Below are 20464 nucleotides of genomic sequence, written 5' to 3'. Positions count from 1 at the left end.
TTATTGTAAAACGATGTGAATCAAACAGTCAAGCCAATATTTGAACAAATTGAGTGAATCAATTCAAGTGAAAAATACAAATAATATTCATGGGTTAGTATCTGCATCTACAAAAGGAGATTATGACCGTTGAAAACTGGTAAATGGTTGCTTATCTTGGGGATTGGCATCGTAGTCATCGGGGCTGTGAGTTTGTTGAACAGATCGTTTGAATACGGCTATGTTCCCCCACAGAGTAAAATCCTGACGATTGGAACAGATAAGGTACAAACGCTGTCAACCAAACAGCAGCAGTTTGATGTGTGGGGACGATCTGTGTCACGGGAAGAAGCTGAGGACTTGAAGAAAACATCCGAAGGCCGCAAACTCCTCTCGTCGGATAACGGTGCAATTGAAGTGACCAACGAACTCCTTACTTTGGGACGGGAAGCGTTTTACAAAGAAACGTTTGGTAACGAAGTGTTTCTAACAGACATTCTCGGAATTGTAAATGGTCCGCTCACTCTCTCCAATTTTGCGAAAGCAATTATGGAACTAAAGGGGGAGGGTACCACTAACCTTCGTGTGGAGTTGGCACAGACCGTTACGGTCGGCGGAAAAAACTTTAAGAAAGGAGAAAAGATCGACACCGGGCTCGATGTTCCAAAAGGAGCGTATGCTCCACTAGGTATGCCCGTGAGCTATGCAGAAGGACGACCCAAAGTGGGTATCAGTTGCGCTGCCTGCCATGCAACTGTGGATCGGAAAACGAAAATGGTTGTCGAGGGGGTGCCAAATACGGATTTAAACGCAGGCTTGCTTTTGGCATTAGCAACGAATTCCACAGCGTATTTTACACATGCCCAAATTGACGATCTAAAGAAATATTTGAACAATTTGGATGGGACTGTAAAAGATTCGAAGGGAAAAGAATCTCCTTTACCTAATCCGAAGGTACTAGAAGATGCGGTTGATTCAACCTTCCTGAAATGGGCTCCTGGCAATTTTGATTCAACTATCGATCTCAAAAGTAACCCAAGTCAGATTCCAGATTCGTTTACATCGGGGGATCACCCGTATGGATGGAGCGGTTTTGCAGCTGCAGGCCCATTTAAGGGGTTAAGCGTGTTCAGCAACAATGTTCATGCCCAAAATTCAGATTCCCTCTCACAGTCAGAAATTAGCGGTCCCCTGTTCGGCATCGACAAAGAAGTGTATTTGGGAACGATTTTACGAAACGCAGCCAATCCAAAGTACCGTTTTACTCCCGAACGCGGGATGAAACCATCTCAGTTTTTTGCTGCTGTCGACCCGACACCCGGTGTTCCCGGTGTTAACGAGATGGTAAAACCACCTACGTTTCCAAACGTTTCAGTAATGGCTCCAGATGGGTTGTATCTTAGTTCACCAGGGTATCGTGTGGCGGAACAGGTTAACGGCATGGCTGCATGGCAAAACACGCTTGTACCACCTCAACGACTAGAAAAAGCCCCATCGAAGGAAACGGTTGAAATGGGCACAAACGTATTTCAGCGGGCAGGGTGTATAACGTGTCACGCGGGAAGTGCCTACACGAATCATCGAGTGATCTCAGAAAATGTCATCAGAACCGACCCGTCCCGTGCGAAAGCGTTAAAGAAAACGAAAAAAATATTTGTCGACCCGGTCTTCTATCCACCAAACACGCCCGTGCCGGTACCGCCAGGCTCCCGTACCATTCAAGTTCCTACTCAACATTTAGTAAGGAACAGATTGATCTGGGATTCGCGCACGGCAAATCCCCGGGTGGCTACAAAGTCCCCAGTTTGATCGGACTTTACTGGTCAGCGCCTTATTTGCACGATGGCGGAGTCGCTATTGGACCTAATGTAAACCGTGACGTGGGAATGGGAGGCACATTACTCCGAGGTGTAGAATCAGACCCAACCAACAGCCTACGGGCATTGGTAGATAAGCAGTTGAGAAAAAAAGTAATCATTGCCAATCAAGCTTCGAAGGACCTTCAATTTACACATACAAAAGGTATTGGGCACGAATTTTGGGTTGATGCTTCAACCGGATTTACTCGTGAAGAGCAGGACGCGCTAATCGAATATCTGCTTTCTTTGGACGGCAGGTCTACCCCATAACTGACAATACAAAAAAAGACCGTCTCACAAACGGTCTTTTTTGTCTACCTTGTTCCCAGCGCTTTTTTTACGAAATGAGTGACATCTGCTATATAGTCTTCAACCGAAATATCACGACGATAAATATAACAGTCTTCTACCGCTTGTTCCACCATCGACACGATAAGTCTTGCCGCCAAGCTCGGGTTTAGTAACGAATCCACTGATCCCACGCTTTGCCACTGAGAAAGTACGTGTTCAATCAAGTTATATAATGGTTCAAATAACTTTTCCCACTCTAATGGGTCTTCTACTACTCCTCCACCGTTGTTTAGGATCGCATAAACATCACGATACTCCCCCATTTGATAGCAGGCGGCTGAAATCCCCTTTGAAACCACATCCTCAAAGGTCTGAAGCCCCTCCGTTTCCCTCCGGACAGCGACCAAAACACTTTCCAGCATTTCTTGTGCGAGAGCAATGATCATGGAGTTTTTGGAGGGAAAGTACAAATAAAAGGTTCCCTGGGCCACGCCTGCTCGTTTTACAATTTCAGAAACTTTAGTGGCCTCCAGTCCCTTCTCAGCCAAAACTTCTCGTGCAGCTATCAGTATTTCTTTGCGACGATCATGTTTCATTATGTGTAAGCCCAAACTCCTTTAACATTGACATTACCTCATACGCAGCATCATTTGAATCCCATCTTTCGGTCGTAACGTAATGGAGGGCTCTAGAATCACGGGGTGATCCTTAACCTGTTCCAATTGGAAGCTTTGTGCAATGGTTGTAACAAGCAATACAGCTTCCATCATGGCGAACTGGTTGCCAATACATACCCGAGGTCCTCCGCCGAACGGAAAATATGCGTATTTGGGAAGATGCTTTTCTTCATTATCATCCCACCGCTCTGGCTTAAATGTCAACGGATCCTCAAAATATTGAGGATCATGATGCATAACCCACTGGCTCATGCCTATTTCAGATCCAGCAGGAATGTGGAACCCACCTATCTCACAATCTTGATTAGCCTCCCGGGAGATCCACCAAACAGGTGGTCGAAGCCTCATAACTTCTTTTATCACCTGCTCAACGTATTTTAATCGAGGCAGATCATCAAAAGTGGGTAACCTCCCTTCAAGAACTTGTTTAATTTCCGAAATTACTTTTTGTTCGACGTAAGGATGCTGTGCAAGGAAGTGCCATGTCCAAGACAATGTATTGGCAGTTGTTTCATGGCCTGCCAAAAACAGTGACATGACTTCATCCCGAAGTTGTTTGTCTGTCATGCGTGTACCGTCATCCTCATCATGTGCTTCTATCAACATCGAGAGCAGATCTCCTCGATCCCCGGGAATCGTTCTTCTTTCCCTGATAATGTTATAGATGATCGAGTCAAGCTTTTTAACAGCTGAATGCAGGCGGGTATCACCGGGGGTAGGCAATTTCCCAAGACCCAGCAGACTTAGAATTCGTTTGAACACACTGGTCATCTGGACGTTATATTCCTGCATAAGCGTTTCGATCGAATGACTGATGCTTTCTGACCCTTCACGAAGGTCAACATGAAACAAGGTTTTAGAAACGATTTCCATGGTAAGACGCATCATGTCTTCATGACTATTACGGACCTCATTATTTTTCCAACTGGATATCATTCGTCTGGTAAATTCAACCATAATGTCAGCGTAACCAGCAATTCGCTTGTGGTGAAACGCGGGTTGTGATAGCCGACGCTGTCTCATCCAGAACTCGCCCTCACTGGTAATTAACCCGTTTCCGAGGACAAGACGCATGACTGGATCCCGGTGATATCCTTTCGAGAATATTCGGTTTGTATTCGCTAACACATACTCAATGTGACTGGGGGTGTTGATCAAATAGGTATCCCGATCTTTCTCAATCCTGAGTTTTACAACATCACCATATTCTTTGGCACACATCGATACAAATCCAAGCGGATCACGTCCAAATTCTGCTAAGTTTCCTACTAATGGTGTAGCCTTGGGACCCGGGGGAACAGGATAACTACTCATAATTACCACTCTCCTTGAAATTTATGACTGACTGTCAGTCATAAATTTATTTTATTGGCCATCGTTTGTCAAGAATAATATGGAAATTAAAAAAGAGCGCATGCAAAAACAAAAGCTAGGAGTTCATGACCCCTAGCTGCATTAACGTTCATGATGAAATTTACGAAGTGTTTTCAGTGGATCTTGATCGTAAACATCGTGAGAAAAGGTGCTGTTTACGATTTTCCTCTTACTCTTTCACTCGCATTAATCGTAATCCATTTAACGCTACCAGAAGAGTTGCCCCCATATCCGAAAGGATGGCAATCCAAAGCGTTAACCAACCCGGGATGACTAACAGCAACGCAATGAATTTAATGGCTAGTGCAAAGGTAATGTTTTGCTTAATTATATTCAAAGCTTTTCGACTTAATTTTATAGCGAATGGAAGTTTTCTTAAATCGTCTCCCATCAATGCAACGTCTGCCGTTTCCAGTGCTGTATCTGTACCGGCTCCTCCCATTGCGATCCCAACCGTAGAAGCCGCTAATGCAGGGGCATCATTAACACCGTCTCCAACCATGCCTACGTTGCCGTATTCGGATCTCAACTGTTTAATAAAGTCTAATTTGTCCTGTGGCAACAGTTCTGCCTGAACATCCGATACTCCAACTTGTTCGCCGATGGCATTTGCGGTACCTAAGTTATCGCCGGTAAGCATAATGGTTTTTTTGACTCCAAGTTGATGTAACTTTTGAATGATTTCCTTACTGGATTCCCGGACCTCATCGGCTACCGCAATAACCGCGAGTATCCATTTTTCAGTTCCAACAACCATAGCTGTTTTACCTTGGTTTTGAAGTAACTTAACCAGTTGCTCTTGTTCATTATTGAAATCAACCGTTGGTAATTCTTTAAAGAGCTTTGGATTTCCAATATAATACGTTGTTCCGTTTACAATTCCCTTAATTCCTTTACCTGTGATAGATGAAAAATCATCTACCATTACATCAGAATACGATATTTTTTCCTGTTCCGCTTTCTTCATGATGGCTGATGCAAGGGGATGTTGGGAACGATATTCCAATGCAGTGATGATAGACAACAATTCTTTTTCATTCACTGTATCTTCCAACAGCTTGAAATCAGTTACAACTGGTACGCCTTTTGTTAAGGTACCCGTTTTATCAAACGCGATGGCTTTTAAGGCACCCATTTCTTCTAGGTAAATACCGCCTTTCACAAGAACGCCATTTTTTGCTGCATTTCCGATTGCTGACACAATGGAAATCGGAGTGGAAATAACCAGTGCACAAGGACAACCGACAACAAGAACAGATAAACCTTGATAAACCCACGTTGCCCAACTTCCATCAAAGAACAGTGGGGGAATAACAGCAACTAATCCTGCAATGACCATAATGATCGGTGTGTAATATTTTGCAAACTTATCGACAAAGGCTTGTGATGGAGCTCGTTCTCCCTGTGCTTCCTCTACAAGGTGAATAATCTTTGCTATAGTGGTGTCATCTACCAGCTTCGTTACTTTGACTTCAAGCAAGCCTTCCTCATTTAAAGTTCCTGCAAAAACCTCATCATCAATTGTTTTGCCAACTGGAACTGACTCACCTGTAATCGCTGCCTGATTAACGGCAGAGTAACCACTAACAACTACACCGTCCATGGCAATCTTTTGACCGGGTTTTACAATCATGATATCGCCAACGGCAATGTCATCCACATGGATCATCATTTCTTGCCCATTCCGTCTAACCAGGGCTTCTTTTGGGGCAATATCCATTAATGAACGAATGGATTGTCTTGCTCTATCCATAGAGAATCGTTCTAATGCTTCACTGATCGCAAAGAGAATGACAACAATCGCACCTTCTGCCCATTCCCCAATGATCGCAGCACCTATAATAGCCACTGTCATGAGGGTCTTCATGTCGAATTCAAATCGTATTAAATTCTGGAAACCAACTTTAAAGAGTGAGAATCCTCCAATCACAATGGAGGCTGCAAATAACAAGGAAGTGATGAGGTTTTCTTCCCCATTTATATTCTGGGAAAGATAACCGAAAACCAGTAATAATGTTGCATGTAGTAAAGTGCTGTGCTTTTTATAAAACGGATCTTTTACTTCTTTTTTGACCTCTTGTTTCGCTTCCCGTACTGGTTTTTCCGGGGTCACTTTCAGATTTTCAAAAGCCCCCGCTTTCTCAAGTTCTTCAATTGTTGCATGACCATATACGGCAATTTTAGAAGCGCCAAAATTGACTTTTGCGTCTCGAACTCCCGGAAGTTGCTTAACATTATTCTCAAACTTCCCTGCACAATTCGCGCATGTAAATCCCTCAACGTTGAATACGTTTTTGTCTTCTTTTACTTCCTGTTTAGCTACCCGTACAGGTTTATCGGGGATGACTTTAAGATTCTCAAAAGCACCCGCTTTCTCAAGTTCTTCAATCGTCGCATCACCGTAAACGGAAATTTTAGAAGCGCCAAAATTCACTTTTGCATCTTGAACTCCCGGAAGTTGCTTAACATTGTTCTCAAATTTGCCTGCACAATTGGCGCATGTAAATCCTTCAACGCGATAAACGTTTTTGCTCTCCAATGGTTCTGCTACTTTACTCAACTCCGACAACCTCCTTTTGATGTTCTATGGCTAAACTGATCATTTGTTTGAGTTGCTCATCTTCCAATGAATAAAAAACAAGTTTACCTTCCTTGCGATACCTGGCAATCCCCATGTTCCGCAGCAGCCGTAAATGATGGGAAGCAGTAGCCATGGTGGAACCAATTATATTAGCCACATCGCAAACGCATAATTCGTCCTCATCACACAGTGCATAGGCAACCTTGAGACGTGTATGGTCTGCTAGCACCTTGAATATTTGTGCCATATCATGAATATCATTTTTACTTAGTCGTTCCCTGACACGATTGACCTTTGCCTCGTCATAACAAAAGATATCGCATGTATCTCCGCGTTCCATTTTGAAAACACCTCACTCTAATATTCATTTGATTATTATATTATTCCTGATTTACTTGATTGTCAAAGACAAAATACAATTAAATATGAATGGGATGGCCAAGGGCAACTTCAGCAGCTTCAGCGGATAACTCCCCAAGCGTAGGATGAGCATGAATTGTTAGCGCAATATCTTCCATTGTCGTTCCCATTTCGATCGCTAAAGCAATTTCGGGAATCAAATCAGATGCTAACGCGTTACCTAAACAGCCTCATTAGATATTCAAATGAATCACCATGCAGCATGATCGAAATACCTAACGCGATGAAAACCAGCGGAACAATAACATTACCGTATTTCTCCAGAACTCTTAAGATGGCTGGGAAGTTTGCCAGACGATAAGCTAGGAAACACCATACTGCGACCATCAAAAGGAAAACCATCGCGATATATAAAAGTGACGCGTTCCCCTGGGCCGTGAAATATGGGATATAAATCCCTAAGTTATCACCTCCGTTGGCAAAGGTAATCGCAGCGACCTTTCCGGTCAATGGCCCAAAAAAACGGTTGTTCGAAGCACGGTTTTTTAGATCCCCTAATTTCTCAAGTGCTTCTTGCGCCTCATCTTCTTCCTCCTTTTTAAGGAACATTCGTATACCGAGAAAAATGGGTATCAAACCTAGAAAACCAGACCACTCAGGCGGCAAAAATGTAAAGCCGAAAGCGCCTAGCAAGCTCAGAATAACCAATAGACCGAATCCCAGGTATTGGCCTAGAACAACTTGTGTGTGACGCGCTTTCTCGATCTGCGCAAAAAAGATCATGAGCACAAAGATATCGTCAATATTTGTGACAATGAAAGTCGCAATAGCCGTAAGAATCAATGTGATCGACATTATGATTTACTCCATCCCTTTGTGTATTTGTTTATGCATTTATTACTTATTCTTATAGACAAATAAACATTTGAATAAATAATTGATTTAGTTGATTTTTTATAATAACCACCTCACTCTGTTGAACAGGATAATGTTTCAAAGATAAAAACATCAATCAAACTGTAGTTTGATTATTATCATAAAGCAGACTCTGAAAATAATCAAACACTTATTTGAATATGCAATAAGAAGGTTATTTCTGGAAATTGTGAACCGTCTATTTGGATGTTCCCTTTTGTGACTACTGTCAAAAAGCATACTTTATGAAACGTTAGAATACAGGTAGTATTCTATATGTCATAAAGTATGTTTTTTTATTTCGCAACATTTCAACTAACTGATATACTTTTTGACATGGATAATAGAAAGGAGTTGACCTTTTTGAAACTAGGGTACGCTCGCGTTTCTGCCAAGGATCAAAATCCAGAACGGCAGATTAAAAAAATGCGTGAACTTGGTATTGAAGAGCGTTACATTTTCGTTGACAAGCAAAGTGGTAAGGATTTTAATCGTCCACAGTATCAAGCGATGCGTTTAATTATCCGCGAAGGGGATTTGCTATATCTTGATGCACTAGACCGATTAGGTCGAGATTATGATGGGATCATTCGAGAATGGAAGTATATTACAAGAGAGCTAAATGCAGATATTGTTGTACTAGAAAATGAGACTTTATTTGATAGTAGGAAATTTCGAAGTATGGGCGATCTAGGAAAGCTAATGGAAGATCAATTTTTAAGTTTGCTTTCTTATGTGGCCGAGCAAGAACGTAAAAAAAATAAGCAACGGCAGGCCGAGGGAATAGAGGTGGCAAAAAATAACGGAGTGAGATTCGGACGACGTAAGTACGAGATAACACCGGAGTTTATTCAGGTGTATGATGAATGGAGATCTGGATTGATTACCGCAACGGAAGGAATGAAGCGTCTTGAATTAAAGCCAAATACTTTTTACCGACGTGTAAAGGAATATGAAAATCAACGAAAGGTGCGAGTAGCTTGCGCGGAAAAGAGCTCCTTACAATAGACCAGCGATTAGAATGGATGAGCCCTCCCAATGGTGAATGGGAACTTGCTACTTACTACACTTTCTCACAACATGATTTGGATATAATTAATCGCCACCGGCGAGACTACAACCGGTTAGGTTTTGCTGTCCAATTAGCATTACTCCGTTACCCAGGATGGAGCATAACTGATATAAAAGAGGTACCTGACTTCTTGCTTGAATACTTGGCTAAACAACTAGATATTGAGCCAGGAGTTTTTTCCTTATATGCCCGAAGGGAGAATACACTATGGGATCATCTGAAAGAAATACGTGACGAATATGGCTTTACTACGTTTACAACGAACAATTATCGTAGGCTGTTGAAGTTTTTATTTCAGCAGGCACTAGAAAACGGGAATGCTGTCCATTTAATTCGTGTGGCATTAGACGAGCTTCGTCGTTCAAAAATAATTCTACCAGCTATTACGACGATTGAGAGGGTCGTATGGGAAGCTCGGCATCGTGCCGAAGAACGGATTTATCGGCAAATCCATGAAGCTCTAACCTCATCGCAAAAACAGAAACTAGACAAGCTTATCGAACCTGTGATTGGTACCGGAAAAACAACTCTTGGTTGGCTTAAAGAGACAACAGGACAATTCTCCCCTGAAGCCTTTTTAAAGGTTATCGAACGTTTGGAATACATACGAAGTTTGCAGCTAAATATCGATACGAAAGCGATCCACCCCAATCGTTTAAGGCAGCTCTCGCGTTTGGGTGCGCGATACGAGCCGCAATCCTTTCGGCGCTTCCATGAAGCAAAGCGATATACAGTAATGGTGGCTTACCTTTTGGATCTTAGTCAAGATTTGGTTGACCAGGCATTTGAAATCCACGATAAGCAAATTTTAACCTTGCAATCAAAAGGCCGGAAGCAACAAGAGGAACTCCAGAGACAAAACGGTAAAGCCGTAAATGAAAAAGTAATCCATTATGCTGACTTAGGAGCTGCTCTTATCAATGCACGGGATGAGGGCATTGATCCTTTTGTTATGCTTGAAACGGTCATGCCGTGGGAAAAATTCGTTGAATCTGTAGAAGAAGCCAAGAAACTATCGCGACCACTTGATTATGACTATTTGGATCTTTTAGAAAGTCGCTTTAATTATCTTCGTAAATATACTCCGACCCTTTTAAGCGCATTGGAGTTCCGTTCAACGAAGTCAGCTGAACCGTTGATGAGAGCACTCGATACTATTCGAGAGATGAACGATACTGGTAAACGAAAAGTACCCGAAGATGCTCCTTTAGATTTCGTATCGAACCGATGGCAAAAGCATGTGTTTGATGAGGATGGGACTATTAACCGGCATTACTATGAGATGGCAGCTCTTACGGAATTACGAAACTATGTGAGATCCGGAGATGTTTCCATTGTCGGAAGTAGACAGCATAAAGACTTCGACGAGTATCTTGTATCAAAAAACGAATGGAAATCCACTCAGTCAACCGGTACCAAATTAGCCGTGAGTCTCAATGTAGAAGACTACTTAGAGGAAAGAACTACGTCTCTCCTCCGTCGATTACAGTGGATTGGTGACAACATCGATGCGCTTGAAGGAGTAAACGTTGAAAAAGGTAGACTACATGTTAATCGGCTTGAAAAAGATGTTCCAGAAGAGGCGAAACAATATAGCGCTGCTCTTTATGCCATGTTGCCACGGGTAAAGCTGACAGACCTACTTTTAGAAGTAGCAAGTTGGACTGGGTTTGACGAGCAATTCATTCATGCTTCAACCAATCGTCAACCTAAATCCGAAGAAAAATCGATTGTTCTGGCATCGCTCATGGCTATGGGTACCAATATCGGCTTAACAAAAATGGCTGATGCAACGCCCGGTATCTCATATCATCAAATGGCCAATGCTGCTCAGTGGAGAATGTACGATGATGCAATGAACAGAGCACAAGCAACACTTGTGAATTTTCATCATCGCCGTTCTTTAGCGTCCTATTGGGGTGATGGAAGCACATCTTCATCAGATGGAATGCGTGTGCAAGTAGGCGTTTCATCTCTCAGTGCCGATCCTAACCCACATTACGGATCAGGCAGAGGGGCTACTATTTATCGATTCGTCAGTGATCAATTTTCATCGTTCTATACGAAAGTTATCAATACAAACGCTCGTGATGCTGTACATGTCATTGACGGTCTATTGCACCATGAATCGGACTTATCAATTGAGGAACATTATACGGATACAGCCGGTTATACAGATCAGGTCTTTGGATTAACTCATTTGCTTGGTTTTCGATTTGCCCCACGTCTTCGCGATTTGTCTGACGCAAAACTTTATGCGATCGGAAAACCCAGTGAATTCCCGAAACTGGAGAATCTTCTCCGCGGTCAAATTGATATGAAGGTCATTCGTGAAAACTATGATGATGTTTTACGTCTGGCTCATTCTATTCGGGAAGGTAAAGTGTCTGGCGCACTTATTATGGGTAAGCTTGGTTCCTATGCTCGCCAGAACAAGGTCGCCAAAGCACTTCGAGAGATGGGGCGAATTGAAAAGACGATTTTTATCATGGACTACATCTCAAGCGAATCGATGCGCCGCCGTATCCAACGCGGATTAAATAAAGGAGAAGCAATGAATGCCCTGGCACGAGCCATTTTCTTTGGAAAACACGGAGAGCTGAGAGAGCGTGCTTTGCAAGATCAGTTGCAGCGTGCGAGCGCTTTAAACATTCTAATCAATGCAATTAGCGTCTGGAATACGGTTTATCTAGGAAAAGCTACGGATATACTTCGGAGTAAAGGAATTTTACGAGAGGACTTATTAAAACATATGTCTCCATTGGGATGGGAGCATATCAACTTTCTTGGTGAGTATCGCTTTGATCCTAAAGGAGTTACCACCTTAGAATCATTACGTCCGCTGAACCAAGGATAGCATAAAAGCCGGTTACACCCTTAGCGTGGTGAAAACCGGCTATTTTTGTACTCATAATTCCTTAGCGTTGTAAATCTGCGTTTTGCTGGCGGTACCCCTTGTGAAGAAATGTTCTCATCTATGGTTTCTTCGAGTTTGTTTTCAGCTTCCCTACTACCATTCGAATCGGTTGTATATAGCTTGTTATCAAGATCAAGGAAATAAATATGACTGTTTATATCCGGTAATATGGTGGGAGCAATGTTTGAATCAGCTTCCTTTTTCCAATTAATTTTGCCATTTTGGTCGATTGAATAAATATCCGGTTTTCTAACTACCGTCATTTCTGTTCCTGTTGGAGTATTTTTTTGTGTGATTTTACTATAAGTCGTAAAGTATAACGTGCCGTCATTCGCAACAAAAATTTTGCCGTCTACTGGGGAATCAATGGTTAGGGACCAATTCTTTTTTCCCTCAGGAGAAATGGAATATACTTTACCCTGTGCACTTGGTTCCCACTCGTTTGTTTTTCTCCCGCTTGTGCCAAAATAAAACCTACCGTCAGATGCAACAGCAATTGACTTTTGTAAAACAGCATGATCCGGATCATCTAAAATAAGCTCCCATGATGCATTTCCCGAGTAACAAGGGCTCATTTTTTGCACCGGCACTTTTGAACCTGGTTGTGCTGCTTGAACGGGTATAGTTCCTATCAGGATTGTTATACCTAGCATCATAAGAAGTACCTTTTTCAAATAACATTCTCCTCATTGTGTAAGTAATATTGCGGTATAAAGGTTCATTCTGTTTAACCGAACTTCCTCTGCACTCCCTGCTTGATATAAGTACCCTAATTTTTTCCTATTAAAACTTCAATTTTCTAAATTACTCAACATTAAATACGTTCAAATTGACGCAACACTGTAGCAGAGCCACTATCTGTTTTATCTAATGAAGCATACTCACGGTAAAAATGAAGAGTAGTGGGTTCTCTTTAAAATGGTCATCTGAAAGATAATGAACAAGGAGTACAACCTGCTTCATTCAGAATAGGTTGTACCCCAAACTTTTAGCCCCCTGAAGCGCGTATGAACCGATCGTAACTTACTATATTTTTCCATTTTCGGCTTCATCCTTCACTCTATTCCATTCATTTTTTTAATATTTCAGAGATTCTGGGCTTTCATTTTCCTAACAGGGGTATTTTAAACGGTGTTTACATGCTAAACAGAGAAATGATTAGGTTATTGCTTGGTCGAGGTCGTTCCGAGAAAATTCACTTGTTTGAGATGAACGGCATGTTTTCTAACATGACAACTATTCAATCCATAATCACAATGGGAAACCCAATAAATACGATGGTTTCTTCTCCATTACTGCTCATATGGGTATTAATTTGAACATTCACCTTTTTCCCCTTGCTACCTACAAATCTGGAAAGTTTCCCAGAATATCCTGTAACACTAACAGATGACTCTCCCCAAATTCCCTCCACTACAGTCCCGTTAAACTTATTCAGGAGAGAGGTGATGAACGATTTTTGAGTTGTAACATCCATTCTTGCAGGGTAAACCCCTTTTAACGAAACATTGATGACTGGCTGAATACCCGCGGATCTAAGCAACTCAGACAGTTGTTTGAAGTTTATTTCTAATTGTTGCTCTTCTTTCATTTGTCCAATTATTTCAACTACAATGAATGTTTTATAAATAATCTCGTTCGAAGTAACCCTCTCTCTTTCCCCTCCCCACACGAGGCGAAGCATTTGACCATCGGAGAGCTGTTTTTGTCCCTGAAATTTTATGAGATGTTCTCTCTGTTGTGCATCAGTGAGTTCTTGCAACGAAAGAGAAAAGGTTTTCTCCAATTTTCCCTTCATGGAGAGGACATTGGCGAGACTTTGGTTTCCCTTTAAAAAATTGCTGTGCTGCAAAGCCATTTTCTCCACTTTGACTTGGGAACCGGTGAATAATTGGTACAAAAAACGGGCGTCCTTTAATCCTCCTTCCTCAACTCCATGTACTGTTTTGACAGCAACAAACATTCCGGAAAGAAAGATTAGCCCAAATATTATGATAAACAACTTTTTTACATTTCCTTTGTACTTAATCCCCATATTAAACCCCTCCCTCCATACCAGTATGGCCCTATTAATCAACAGTTATTCTTACCAACAAAGAACCACGAACCTGTTTATACAACCATTTTTCGACAAGTCTACGTAGCATTTAGGCAAAAAAGCACAAAAAGCTACCCTGTATACAGAGTAGCTCTTAGGGCTAGATATTCAACTTAGACACGTTGTGGTCTCCAGCGTCGTAAAAACAACGTATTCAAGACCACAGATACGGAACTGAAAGCCATCGCAGCTCCAGCGAGGTTTTGAAACAATCTCCTACACACAAAAACCCAGTGCTCTCACACTAGGTTTAATTCTATACTTATGATTTAATTCGGAATTGCTTCAATTGCTCCTTCGTCAGTTCTGAAGGCTTAAGATTGTGTTCTGCACAATATTTATCTATCGCTCTGACATTGTATTTTATTCCTGTGTCAGTTGGGATAGCATAAACACCATCTGAAGAACCTCTCTCGAAATACTCACTTGTACTAATGAATGTTGCACTTAATCCTCGACTTGTAGACTTTACGATAACTTGTTTTTGGTGGGCCATACTTACACCCCCTATAATCTTATATAAGTTTGTACTAACTTTAAAGCAGCCTGGGTATTGAAATAAACTTCCGTTCCGTGAAGTACAATTGCACCTATCTTTTCGTAATAAGGAAGCATGCTGGACTTAGATTTAAGATACACATAACCGTCTAATTCATAAGTAAAACTTAAATAACATGCATAAGCAATCAAATGGAGTCCAACACCAGAATAACCTCTTGAAGGATAGTTTGATTTATTATGCGGAGCAGCTTCTACTAATTGTACGTGAACTAACTGATATGCTGGATCGAAATTTGGTTTTAAGGCGATAACTCCCTGAACTTTGTCTAAATCATTTTGTGCAAAAAGTCCATGTAATTCATAACCTTCTCGAATTGGATCTCGCCAGTTAAACAACCAACCGTTCGATTTTGTTATTTTATATCGACTGATGTCCATTGAAGATAATTTTTGAAATAAGACAGGGACCTTTTTGCCGGAATGACAATCAGTTAACATACTTTTTTCCCTTTAGACATTTTTTATATACTCATTATACCAAAGAAATGCACAGGAGTCGCGTCACCATTAATTTCAGAATTATTTCGAGCTACATTCTTACTAGGAATGTTCTTCGCCTAATTTATTTGTTCTCTCACCTGCTTTGTAAGGCTGATCTTTAATCCTGGTATTCCATCGAATTGCTGCCATTTCGTTAAAGACATAAATAAACCCATAATCCATTAACGAATTACGGGTTACGAACGAAATCGAAATCAAATGTCCTAACAAATTGAGTATGGCTTAACCAGCCGTAGGTTCATAGGAAAGACATCTGCAAATTTCGTATTTATTATCAGTTTGTACAATATTAATAATTTTATACATTAGTTTTTTTCCCAATCGCAACGGGCAGTAAACCAATTACCTGTCTTATTCATCCCAATGCTAACAGTATTGGGGTTACATATGTTCATATTAAGCCGTCCGGATTTTTGTCTAATAGTGAAAAAGGCACAAGCCTGCATCAGAGATGATGTAGGCTTAGACATTATAATTCAGAACATGAAATGGCCCTTTTATGAACTGAAATGAATAATGCATCCTGTAGTTTACATAATATCGGGCGAACTTATAGGATCGTTGTGAATACCTCCTTATTGTCGTTTTATTCTTATTCTCTTAACCTGGATAATTAAATTTTGTAATTACGTGTGCTTCCCCGGTCATTAGAATTTCCTTCCGTACTTGTTTTAGCAGATTGACGAACTACTTTAGCCCTTCCCTTCGTTGCTTCCAATTGAACTGCGGATACACCCAAACTATTTCTGAACCAGCCTTTAAATAATACTGAGAAAAAAATAGCTGCCCTATTGGCAGCTCATTTCGTTGATAGCTCGCTTTCTGTGACCCATTTGTGATTTTTTACCATTTCCCCACCGGTGGTTGGCATATAATCAACCATATAAACCGTAGTAGGTTGTGCTGAATCAATCGTAGCCGTTACACCATTCATTCCTTTCATATGTTCAGCCTGGACTATAACTTCCGCTCCTGGTTTATATGGCTCTGCGCCTGCATCTTTAATCTCTTCATGAATGATCCATTTATGATTTGTTACTCTAGGTCCGCCTGTTGTAGGAGTATATGAGATAGCATAGGCTGTGGTATCATAAGCACCTACAATTGTTGCTGTAGCACCGTTCATGCCTTCCATATGGTCAGTTTTCATAATAACTTGACTTCCAACTTTGTATGTTGGATTGCTTGCCTCTTTTAACCCATTTGGAATAGCTCCTGAACTGGAATGATCCATGTTCGCATGATCCATATTCCCGTGATTCATTCCTTGATCAACTGTTTCCTGGTTTTGATTAGGTTGATTATTTGGAGCTGCATTATTTCCGCATCCGCTTACAATCATAATTGAAGCGACACTAAGAATAGCTAACTGTTTTTTCACCTGAGAAACTCACCTCAATTTTTGGTTATTAATTAGCATTATACCTTCTGGGGGTATTTATTCATAACAAATATTGGGTATTTATTGCAATAAAAAAACCAACCCCATTATTTCGAAGTTGGCAAAAGAATGATAATTGAGATCAGACCTTATCGTGCTTGATTGACTGTATTTCATTGATCAAATTTCGATTTTGTTCCGAAAGCTCCGTTACTTTATTTTTAAGTTGCTGAATATCATCCGAAACGATCTCTTGTTTTCCATGTGCTGTATGGCAGCCCTTCTTGGAGAACATTCCCTTCATGCAAAGTAACATCATTAGCGGACAAGCAAGTAACGCTACGATCTGTAACCAAGTCATCGTTCCCTTTTTCCTCCTTTAATCTATAACCATAGTATAAAGCTGGAATTGTCATGAAAATTTGGTGAAATCCATGATAAAAGAAGGACCAGTACTTCCTATTTAGTACTGGTCGTATAACAATGCATTAATTAGATGATTGATTTTCATCTTGCGGGTTATTGGACTCCATAAATTTGCTACAGTTTTTCATCATTGCTTGTCCTTCAGGGGAGTTCATTTCATTCATCATTTTCATCATAGCTGGATTTTCCATCATCTTCATCATGTTAGACATGCCATCCATCATTGGTGGGTTATCCTGAGTGGTCTCGGCTGCATAAGAGACCTGACCAACTATTAAAAGTGCCAGTGTAGACAAACCAGCAATCAACTTTGTGCTTCTTTTCATGAGTAATTCCTCCTGTTTCATACTAATTAGTTGCTACACGATTAGTATAGAAAATGGTTGTGTTCAATCCTTGAGGAATCTTTGAAGAAACTTTGAAGTTAAGGAAATTCTAGTCGTCTTTTTTTTGTCTGATTTTCAGAAATTTATATATCACGGCTACAATCAACGCTGGTACACCCGTCCACAGACATATCTTTAAGAAGTTATGAAGATAAACGGACATCGAATCGTGGTCCATCATCCACGTAGCAGACATAGTCAAACAAGATAGGCCGGTGACAATCAATAACGCTACAATTAGCCAGTCACCCCATCTCATTTGTCTTCCTCCCACTATAAATTAATGTTTTCTCGCGTTTACTCACTCGTTCTTAGATTTTCAGCCATCAACATTCCAGAGAAGTGGGCGAATCATGTAATTATGGAATATTTTTCTGAATGAGCCGGTGGCGGGAATAGAGATTCGAATCCTTTTTCCAATCTGTGGGTGAATCGTATGACCGCACATTTGGATATCCACTCCATTCCCCTGACGGCTTACCCTCCCATGTCACGCTGGGTCTTCGCCCTTACATTCCTTCGTTCTGCCTCTCAAGAGGTGGACGCCGCTTCTTGCTCCTTTACTGGGTCGTTGCCCTTACGGAATAGATCCTGCGGCTGCTCCGTGCTTCTGTTGTTGGTTTATTTCCAAGCTCTAGTGAGAAACGGAAAAATGGTTTGAATTAAGCTGCCATCTGTAATTGGGACTGGCGCACAGGTCCTAAAACGTCGGACGCATTGTAGGGGATGCACTTCGTGCCTAATGTATAAAGTACACGGATGAGCTTCCCGCAGAGCGCCACGATGGACTGCTTCTTCTTAAGCGGATTGTGACTTCGCTTCGTAAAGTAATGATGCAAGGCCTTGAATTCAGCGTTTTTGGCGACCATTGGCATCATCGCCCGAAATAGCAAGGCTCTTAGTCGGGATCGTCCACGCTTGGTAATCGTGGACTTGCCCTTCTTTTTGCCGGAGCTGTTCTCTTTGAGATTAAATCCAGCAAGTCGGATAATCTGCTGCCCATGGTCGTAACCGCTAAGATCGCCAACTTCAGCCAAGAAGCCCGCCAGCGTAACAACCCCGATTCCTGGTATTGTCAGCATCTCTTTTGTACCTGGAATTTGTGCAAGCAACTCCTCCACTTGTACCATGATTTCTTCAAGCTGTCTGGAGAATAGCTCATATTGTTCCAGTAAGGCCCTAAGCTCGATCTTCGCCGCCGTCAGCCCTTCGGTAAGCCCAATCGAGTTTGCGGCAGCCTGAAGGAGTTGCGCTGCCCGCTTGGAGCCAATCGCTCGCTTCACGTCTTCCTTCCATCGACGGACGATTGCGTCAGCACCAAGTGATACAATCTCCTGCGGCGTCGGAAATTCGCTAAGCGTGATAAGCGAAGCCTTTCCTTCCCAATCCTTAAACACACGACTGTACTCCGGAAAGAAGCGATCAAGCCAGTTCTGGATACGTCGCTGGACTTGCCCGAAGTTCACCATCACCTTCTCACGAAGGTTCATGAGAATGCGAAGGTCGGCATAAACGCTCGTGGGCAATTGAGGCTCACTGTACTTGCCATTGCGGACTAAATCGGCAATGAGTCTAGCATCCTTGTAATCATTCTTCGTCGGTGAATTGTCTTCCAATTCTTTGCTTTTATTGACGTGATGCGGATTCACGATAACGACTTTGACGTTCTCCCGATGCAGAAATTCGGCCAGTGGAAACCAGTAGTGTCCGGTTGGCTCGATGCCCAAGGTAATGTCCGTCTTGGCGTATTGCCGCTGAAGCTCCTTCATCCACGAAACGAGTTTCGTCAGGCCAGAATGGTCATTGCTGAACACGCAGTCCTTGCCAAGCTCGATTCCGCGGAAATCGACAGCTCTGGCAACATGCGTTTTCTTCGCAATATCTGCACCGACAACAAGGGTTAATTCGGTAATTTGTTGAATCCGTTGATTCTGCTTTTTCGATTGCTTATACTTCATAGTGGAGTACCTCCTGTACGGGTAATTGTTCTTTGGGTGGAACGTTTCCCAGTTTACAGAAGGTGCTTTTTTCATTCAAACCCCAAATTCATTCATTACAGGAATGGCTCCTCTTTTGAATTTGAGAAAATAAAAATAGCCCTCTTCCTTATGGGAGAGTAGCTATAGATCATATCTTCCAATATCTTTCTTCTCGCTCGTCCAGAATGAATGCTCCCGTTTTTATGTCCACTCGGAGAAATGGAACGAACGGAACCTCCTCGCTGACTTTTGTTGATCTCTGCTTCCGGGTTGTTGGCTTCTTGGTTGCCACCATCCGTTGCTTGTTGACAGCCGCTTGTCTTGCCATGTCATACTCCACCTTTACCAAATATGCTGGAAGCCCCCGCTAGGAGAACGCTTCCCAAATGGTTAAACCCAATCCTATCGTGATTCCTGCCACAACCAGGGTCCAAAATCGCCCTTTCACCCTATGGACACCCCACTTCTTTAACCCGATTTCCGTTTGGCTTTTCGTAACGTAAACCATTTCTCTTCTCCCAAAAGATTGGGCTCTTCCGGAAACACTATTGTGATCTTTTTTCTCGACTGATCACCCCCCTCATGTGAAATTGCTGCTTCCTCCTCTGATTTGCACGTAGCACCTGTCGAATTCATCTCCTCATTCCGTTTTCTCTTCACTGTTTCTAACCACGCGAATGGTCTCCGTTTATCTTCCTTCCCCTCCGGTATTCGAACCAGTTCCCCCTTTACGAGTTTGGGTACCTGTAATTGCCCGTTCTTCACAAGCCTGGCGACAAAGTGATAGGCCGGCAATTCCATGAGCTGTGTCGGGGTAAACCGCGGTACTTCCTTTTCCGTCTGCGTAACTTTGTCCGCCGTGAATGCTTTTATTCCCATATGGGTGTCGTACATTTTCGTCTGGTTGACGCGTTTTTCTGTCCCGAATAACGCGCTAAACTTCTTTGCATCCGCTTCGTGTTCGCAGGCGAAAATCAATTTGTTCCGGCAGTTGGTCATAATGGTATCCTCCAAGCCGGGATATCCGTCTACCTTCAGCTGGGAAATATTTTGGATGGCGATTGTACACGCGTTTCGATATTTCCGCCCCAACGTCAATAGTCGGCG

At 42.0% G+C, this 20464-nt stretch carries 18 protein-coding genes and 2 pseudogenes; 3 read left to right on the top strand and 17 right to left on the bottom strand.

Going from position 1 to position 20464, the window contains the following annotated elements; genetic code table 11:
• Positions 1 to 129: 129 nt before the first annotated feature.
• A pseudogene (locus AB1L17_RS27470) lies at positions 130 to 2108 on the top strand (electron transport protein).
• Positions 2109 to 2152: 44 nt separating this feature from the next.
• On the opposite strand, the gene AB1L17_RS27465 reads toward AB1L17_RS27470, so the two are convergent.
• The 6 genes and pseudogenes from AB1L17_RS27465 to AB1L17_RS27440 all read right to left on the bottom strand — a co-directional run bounded on the left by AB1L17_RS27465 (position 2153) and on the right by AB1L17_RS27440 (position 7976).
• Positions 2153 to 2725, bottom strand: a complete 573-nt coding sequence (locus tag AB1L17_RS27465; RefSeq protein ID WP_412848121.1) for a TetR/AcrR family transcriptional regulator — start codon at positions 2723 to 2725, stop codon at positions 2153 to 2155.
• Between the two features lie 33 nt (positions 2726 to 2758).
• Positions 2759 to 4120: a cytochrome P450 gene (locus tag AB1L17_RS27460; RefSeq protein WP_411504806.1), complete on the bottom strand. Its 1362-nt coding sequence runs from the start codon at positions 4118 to 4120 to the stop codon at positions 2759 to 2761.
• Positions 4121 to 4349: 229 nt separating this feature from the next.
• On the bottom strand, positions 4350 to 6740 hold the full coding sequence (locus tag AB1L17_RS27455) for a heavy metal translocating P-type ATPase (RefSeq protein ID WP_411504807.1): 2391 nt from the start codon (positions 6738 to 6740) through the stop codon (positions 4350 to 4352).
• Positions 6733 to 7101 (bottom strand): ArsR/SmtB family transcription factor, encoded by a 369-nt coding sequence (locus tag AB1L17_RS27450; protein WP_411504808.1) that lies wholly within the window; start codon positions 7099 to 7101, stop codon positions 6733 to 6735. The genes AB1L17_RS27455 and AB1L17_RS27450 overlap by 8 nt, the downstream gene beginning before the upstream one ends.
• 79 nt (positions 7102 to 7180) lie before the next feature.
• Positions 7181 to 7330, bottom strand: a pseudogene (locus tag AB1L17_RS27445) (dihydrolipoyl dehydrogenase); the annotation flags it as partial.
• A gap of 7 nt (positions 7331 to 7337) precedes the next feature.
• The gene (locus AB1L17_RS27440) at positions 7338 to 7976 is read right to left on the bottom strand and encodes a cadmium resistance transporter (RefSeq protein WP_411504809.1); all 639 of its coding nucleotides are present in this window, start codon (positions 7974 to 7976) and stop codon (positions 7338 to 7340) included.
• Between the two features lie 423 nt (positions 7977 to 8399).
• On the opposite strand from AB1L17_RS27440, the gene AB1L17_RS27435 reads away from it, so the two are divergent.
• Positions 8400 to 9044, top strand: a complete 645-nt coding sequence (locus AB1L17_RS27435) for a recombinase family protein (protein WP_411504810.1) — start codon at positions 8400 to 8402, stop codon at positions 9042 to 9044.
• A complete protein-coding gene (locus AB1L17_RS27430; RefSeq protein WP_411504811.1) occupies positions 9017 to 11965 on the top strand; it encodes a Tn3 family transposase in 2949 nt (982 codons plus the stop codon). Before AB1L17_RS27435 ends, AB1L17_RS27430 begins: the two co-directional genes overlap by 28 nt.
• A gap of 20 nt (positions 11966 to 11985) precedes the next feature.
• Here the strand turns inward: AB1L17_RS27430 and AB1L17_RS27425 are convergent, their stop codons facing one another.
• The 11 genes from AB1L17_RS27425 to AB1L17_RS27375 all read right to left on the bottom strand — a co-directional run.
• Positions 11986 to 12699: an SMP-30/gluconolactonase/LRE family protein gene (locus AB1L17_RS27425; protein ID WP_411504812.1), complete on the bottom strand. Its 714-nt coding sequence runs from the start codon at positions 12697 to 12699 to the stop codon at positions 11986 to 11988.
• Positions 12700 to 13265: 566 nt separating this feature from the next.
• The gene (locus tag AB1L17_RS27420; protein WP_411504813.1) at positions 13266 to 14060 is read right to left on the bottom strand and encodes a YwmB family TATA-box binding protein; all 795 of its coding nucleotides are present in this window, start codon (positions 14058 to 14060) and stop codon (positions 13266 to 13268) included.
• A 325-nt stretch (positions 14061 to 14385) separates the two neighbouring features.
• Positions 14386 to 14619, bottom strand: a complete 234-nt coding sequence (locus AB1L17_RS27415) for a hypothetical protein (RefSeq protein ID WP_411504814.1) — start codon at positions 14617 to 14619, stop codon at positions 14386 to 14388.
• Between the two features lie 11 nt (positions 14620 to 14630).
• Positions 14631 to 15122 carry a hypothetical protein gene (locus tag AB1L17_RS27410; RefSeq protein ID WP_411504815.1) on the bottom strand — a complete coding sequence of 164 codons (492 nt, stop codon included), beginning with the start codon at positions 15120 to 15122 and terminating at the stop codon, positions 14631 to 14633.
• Positions 15123 to 15984: 862 nt separating this feature from the next.
• On the bottom strand, positions 15985 to 16566 hold the full coding sequence (locus AB1L17_RS27405) for a YdhK family protein (RefSeq protein ID WP_411504816.1): 582 nt from the start codon (positions 16564 to 16566) through the stop codon (positions 15985 to 15987).
• A 142-nt stretch (positions 16567 to 16708) separates the two neighbouring features.
• Positions 16709 to 16927: a hypothetical protein gene (locus AB1L17_RS27400; RefSeq protein ID WP_411504817.1), complete on the bottom strand. Its 219-nt coding sequence runs from the start codon at positions 16925 to 16927 to the stop codon at positions 16709 to 16711.
• Positions 16928 to 17054: 127 nt separating this feature from the next.
• Positions 17055 to 17318 carry a hypothetical protein gene (locus tag AB1L17_RS27395; RefSeq protein ID WP_411504818.1) on the bottom strand — a complete coding sequence of 88 codons (264 nt, stop codon included), beginning with the start codon at positions 17316 to 17318 and terminating at the stop codon, positions 17055 to 17057.
• Between the two features lie 109 nt (positions 17319 to 17427).
• Positions 17428 to 17637 carry a hypothetical protein gene (locus tag AB1L17_RS27390; RefSeq protein ID WP_412848120.1) on the bottom strand — a complete coding sequence of 70 codons (210 nt, stop codon included), beginning with the start codon at positions 17635 to 17637 and terminating at the stop codon, positions 17428 to 17430.
• A 403-nt stretch (positions 17638 to 18040) separates the two neighbouring features.
• Complete coding sequence (locus tag AB1L17_RS27385; protein ID WP_007780180.1) at positions 18041 to 19336, bottom strand: IS110 family RNA-guided transposase; 1296 nt, start codon at positions 19334 to 19336, stop codon at positions 18041 to 18043.
• A gap of 169 nt (positions 19337 to 19505) precedes the next feature.
• Positions 19506 to 19685: a hypothetical protein gene (locus AB1L17_RS27380; RefSeq protein WP_412848119.1), complete on the bottom strand. Its 180-nt coding sequence runs from the start codon at positions 19683 to 19685 to the stop codon at positions 19506 to 19508.
• 140 nt (positions 19686 to 19825) lie between these two features.
• Positions 19826 to 20464 (bottom strand): TraM recognition domain-containing protein (locus tag AB1L17_RS27375; protein ID WP_412848893.1); only part of this gene is annotated, 639 nt, incomplete at its 5' end.

Origin of the sequence: Brevibacillus jepli (genome assembly GCF_047229145.1) — a bacterium.
Classification (GTDB): domain Bacteria; phylum Bacillota; class Bacilli; order Brevibacillales; family Brevibacillaceae; genus Brevibacillus.
The sequence above is the reverse complement of the archived record's forward strand: the minus strand, read 5'-3'. Positions and strand labels throughout refer to the sequence as shown.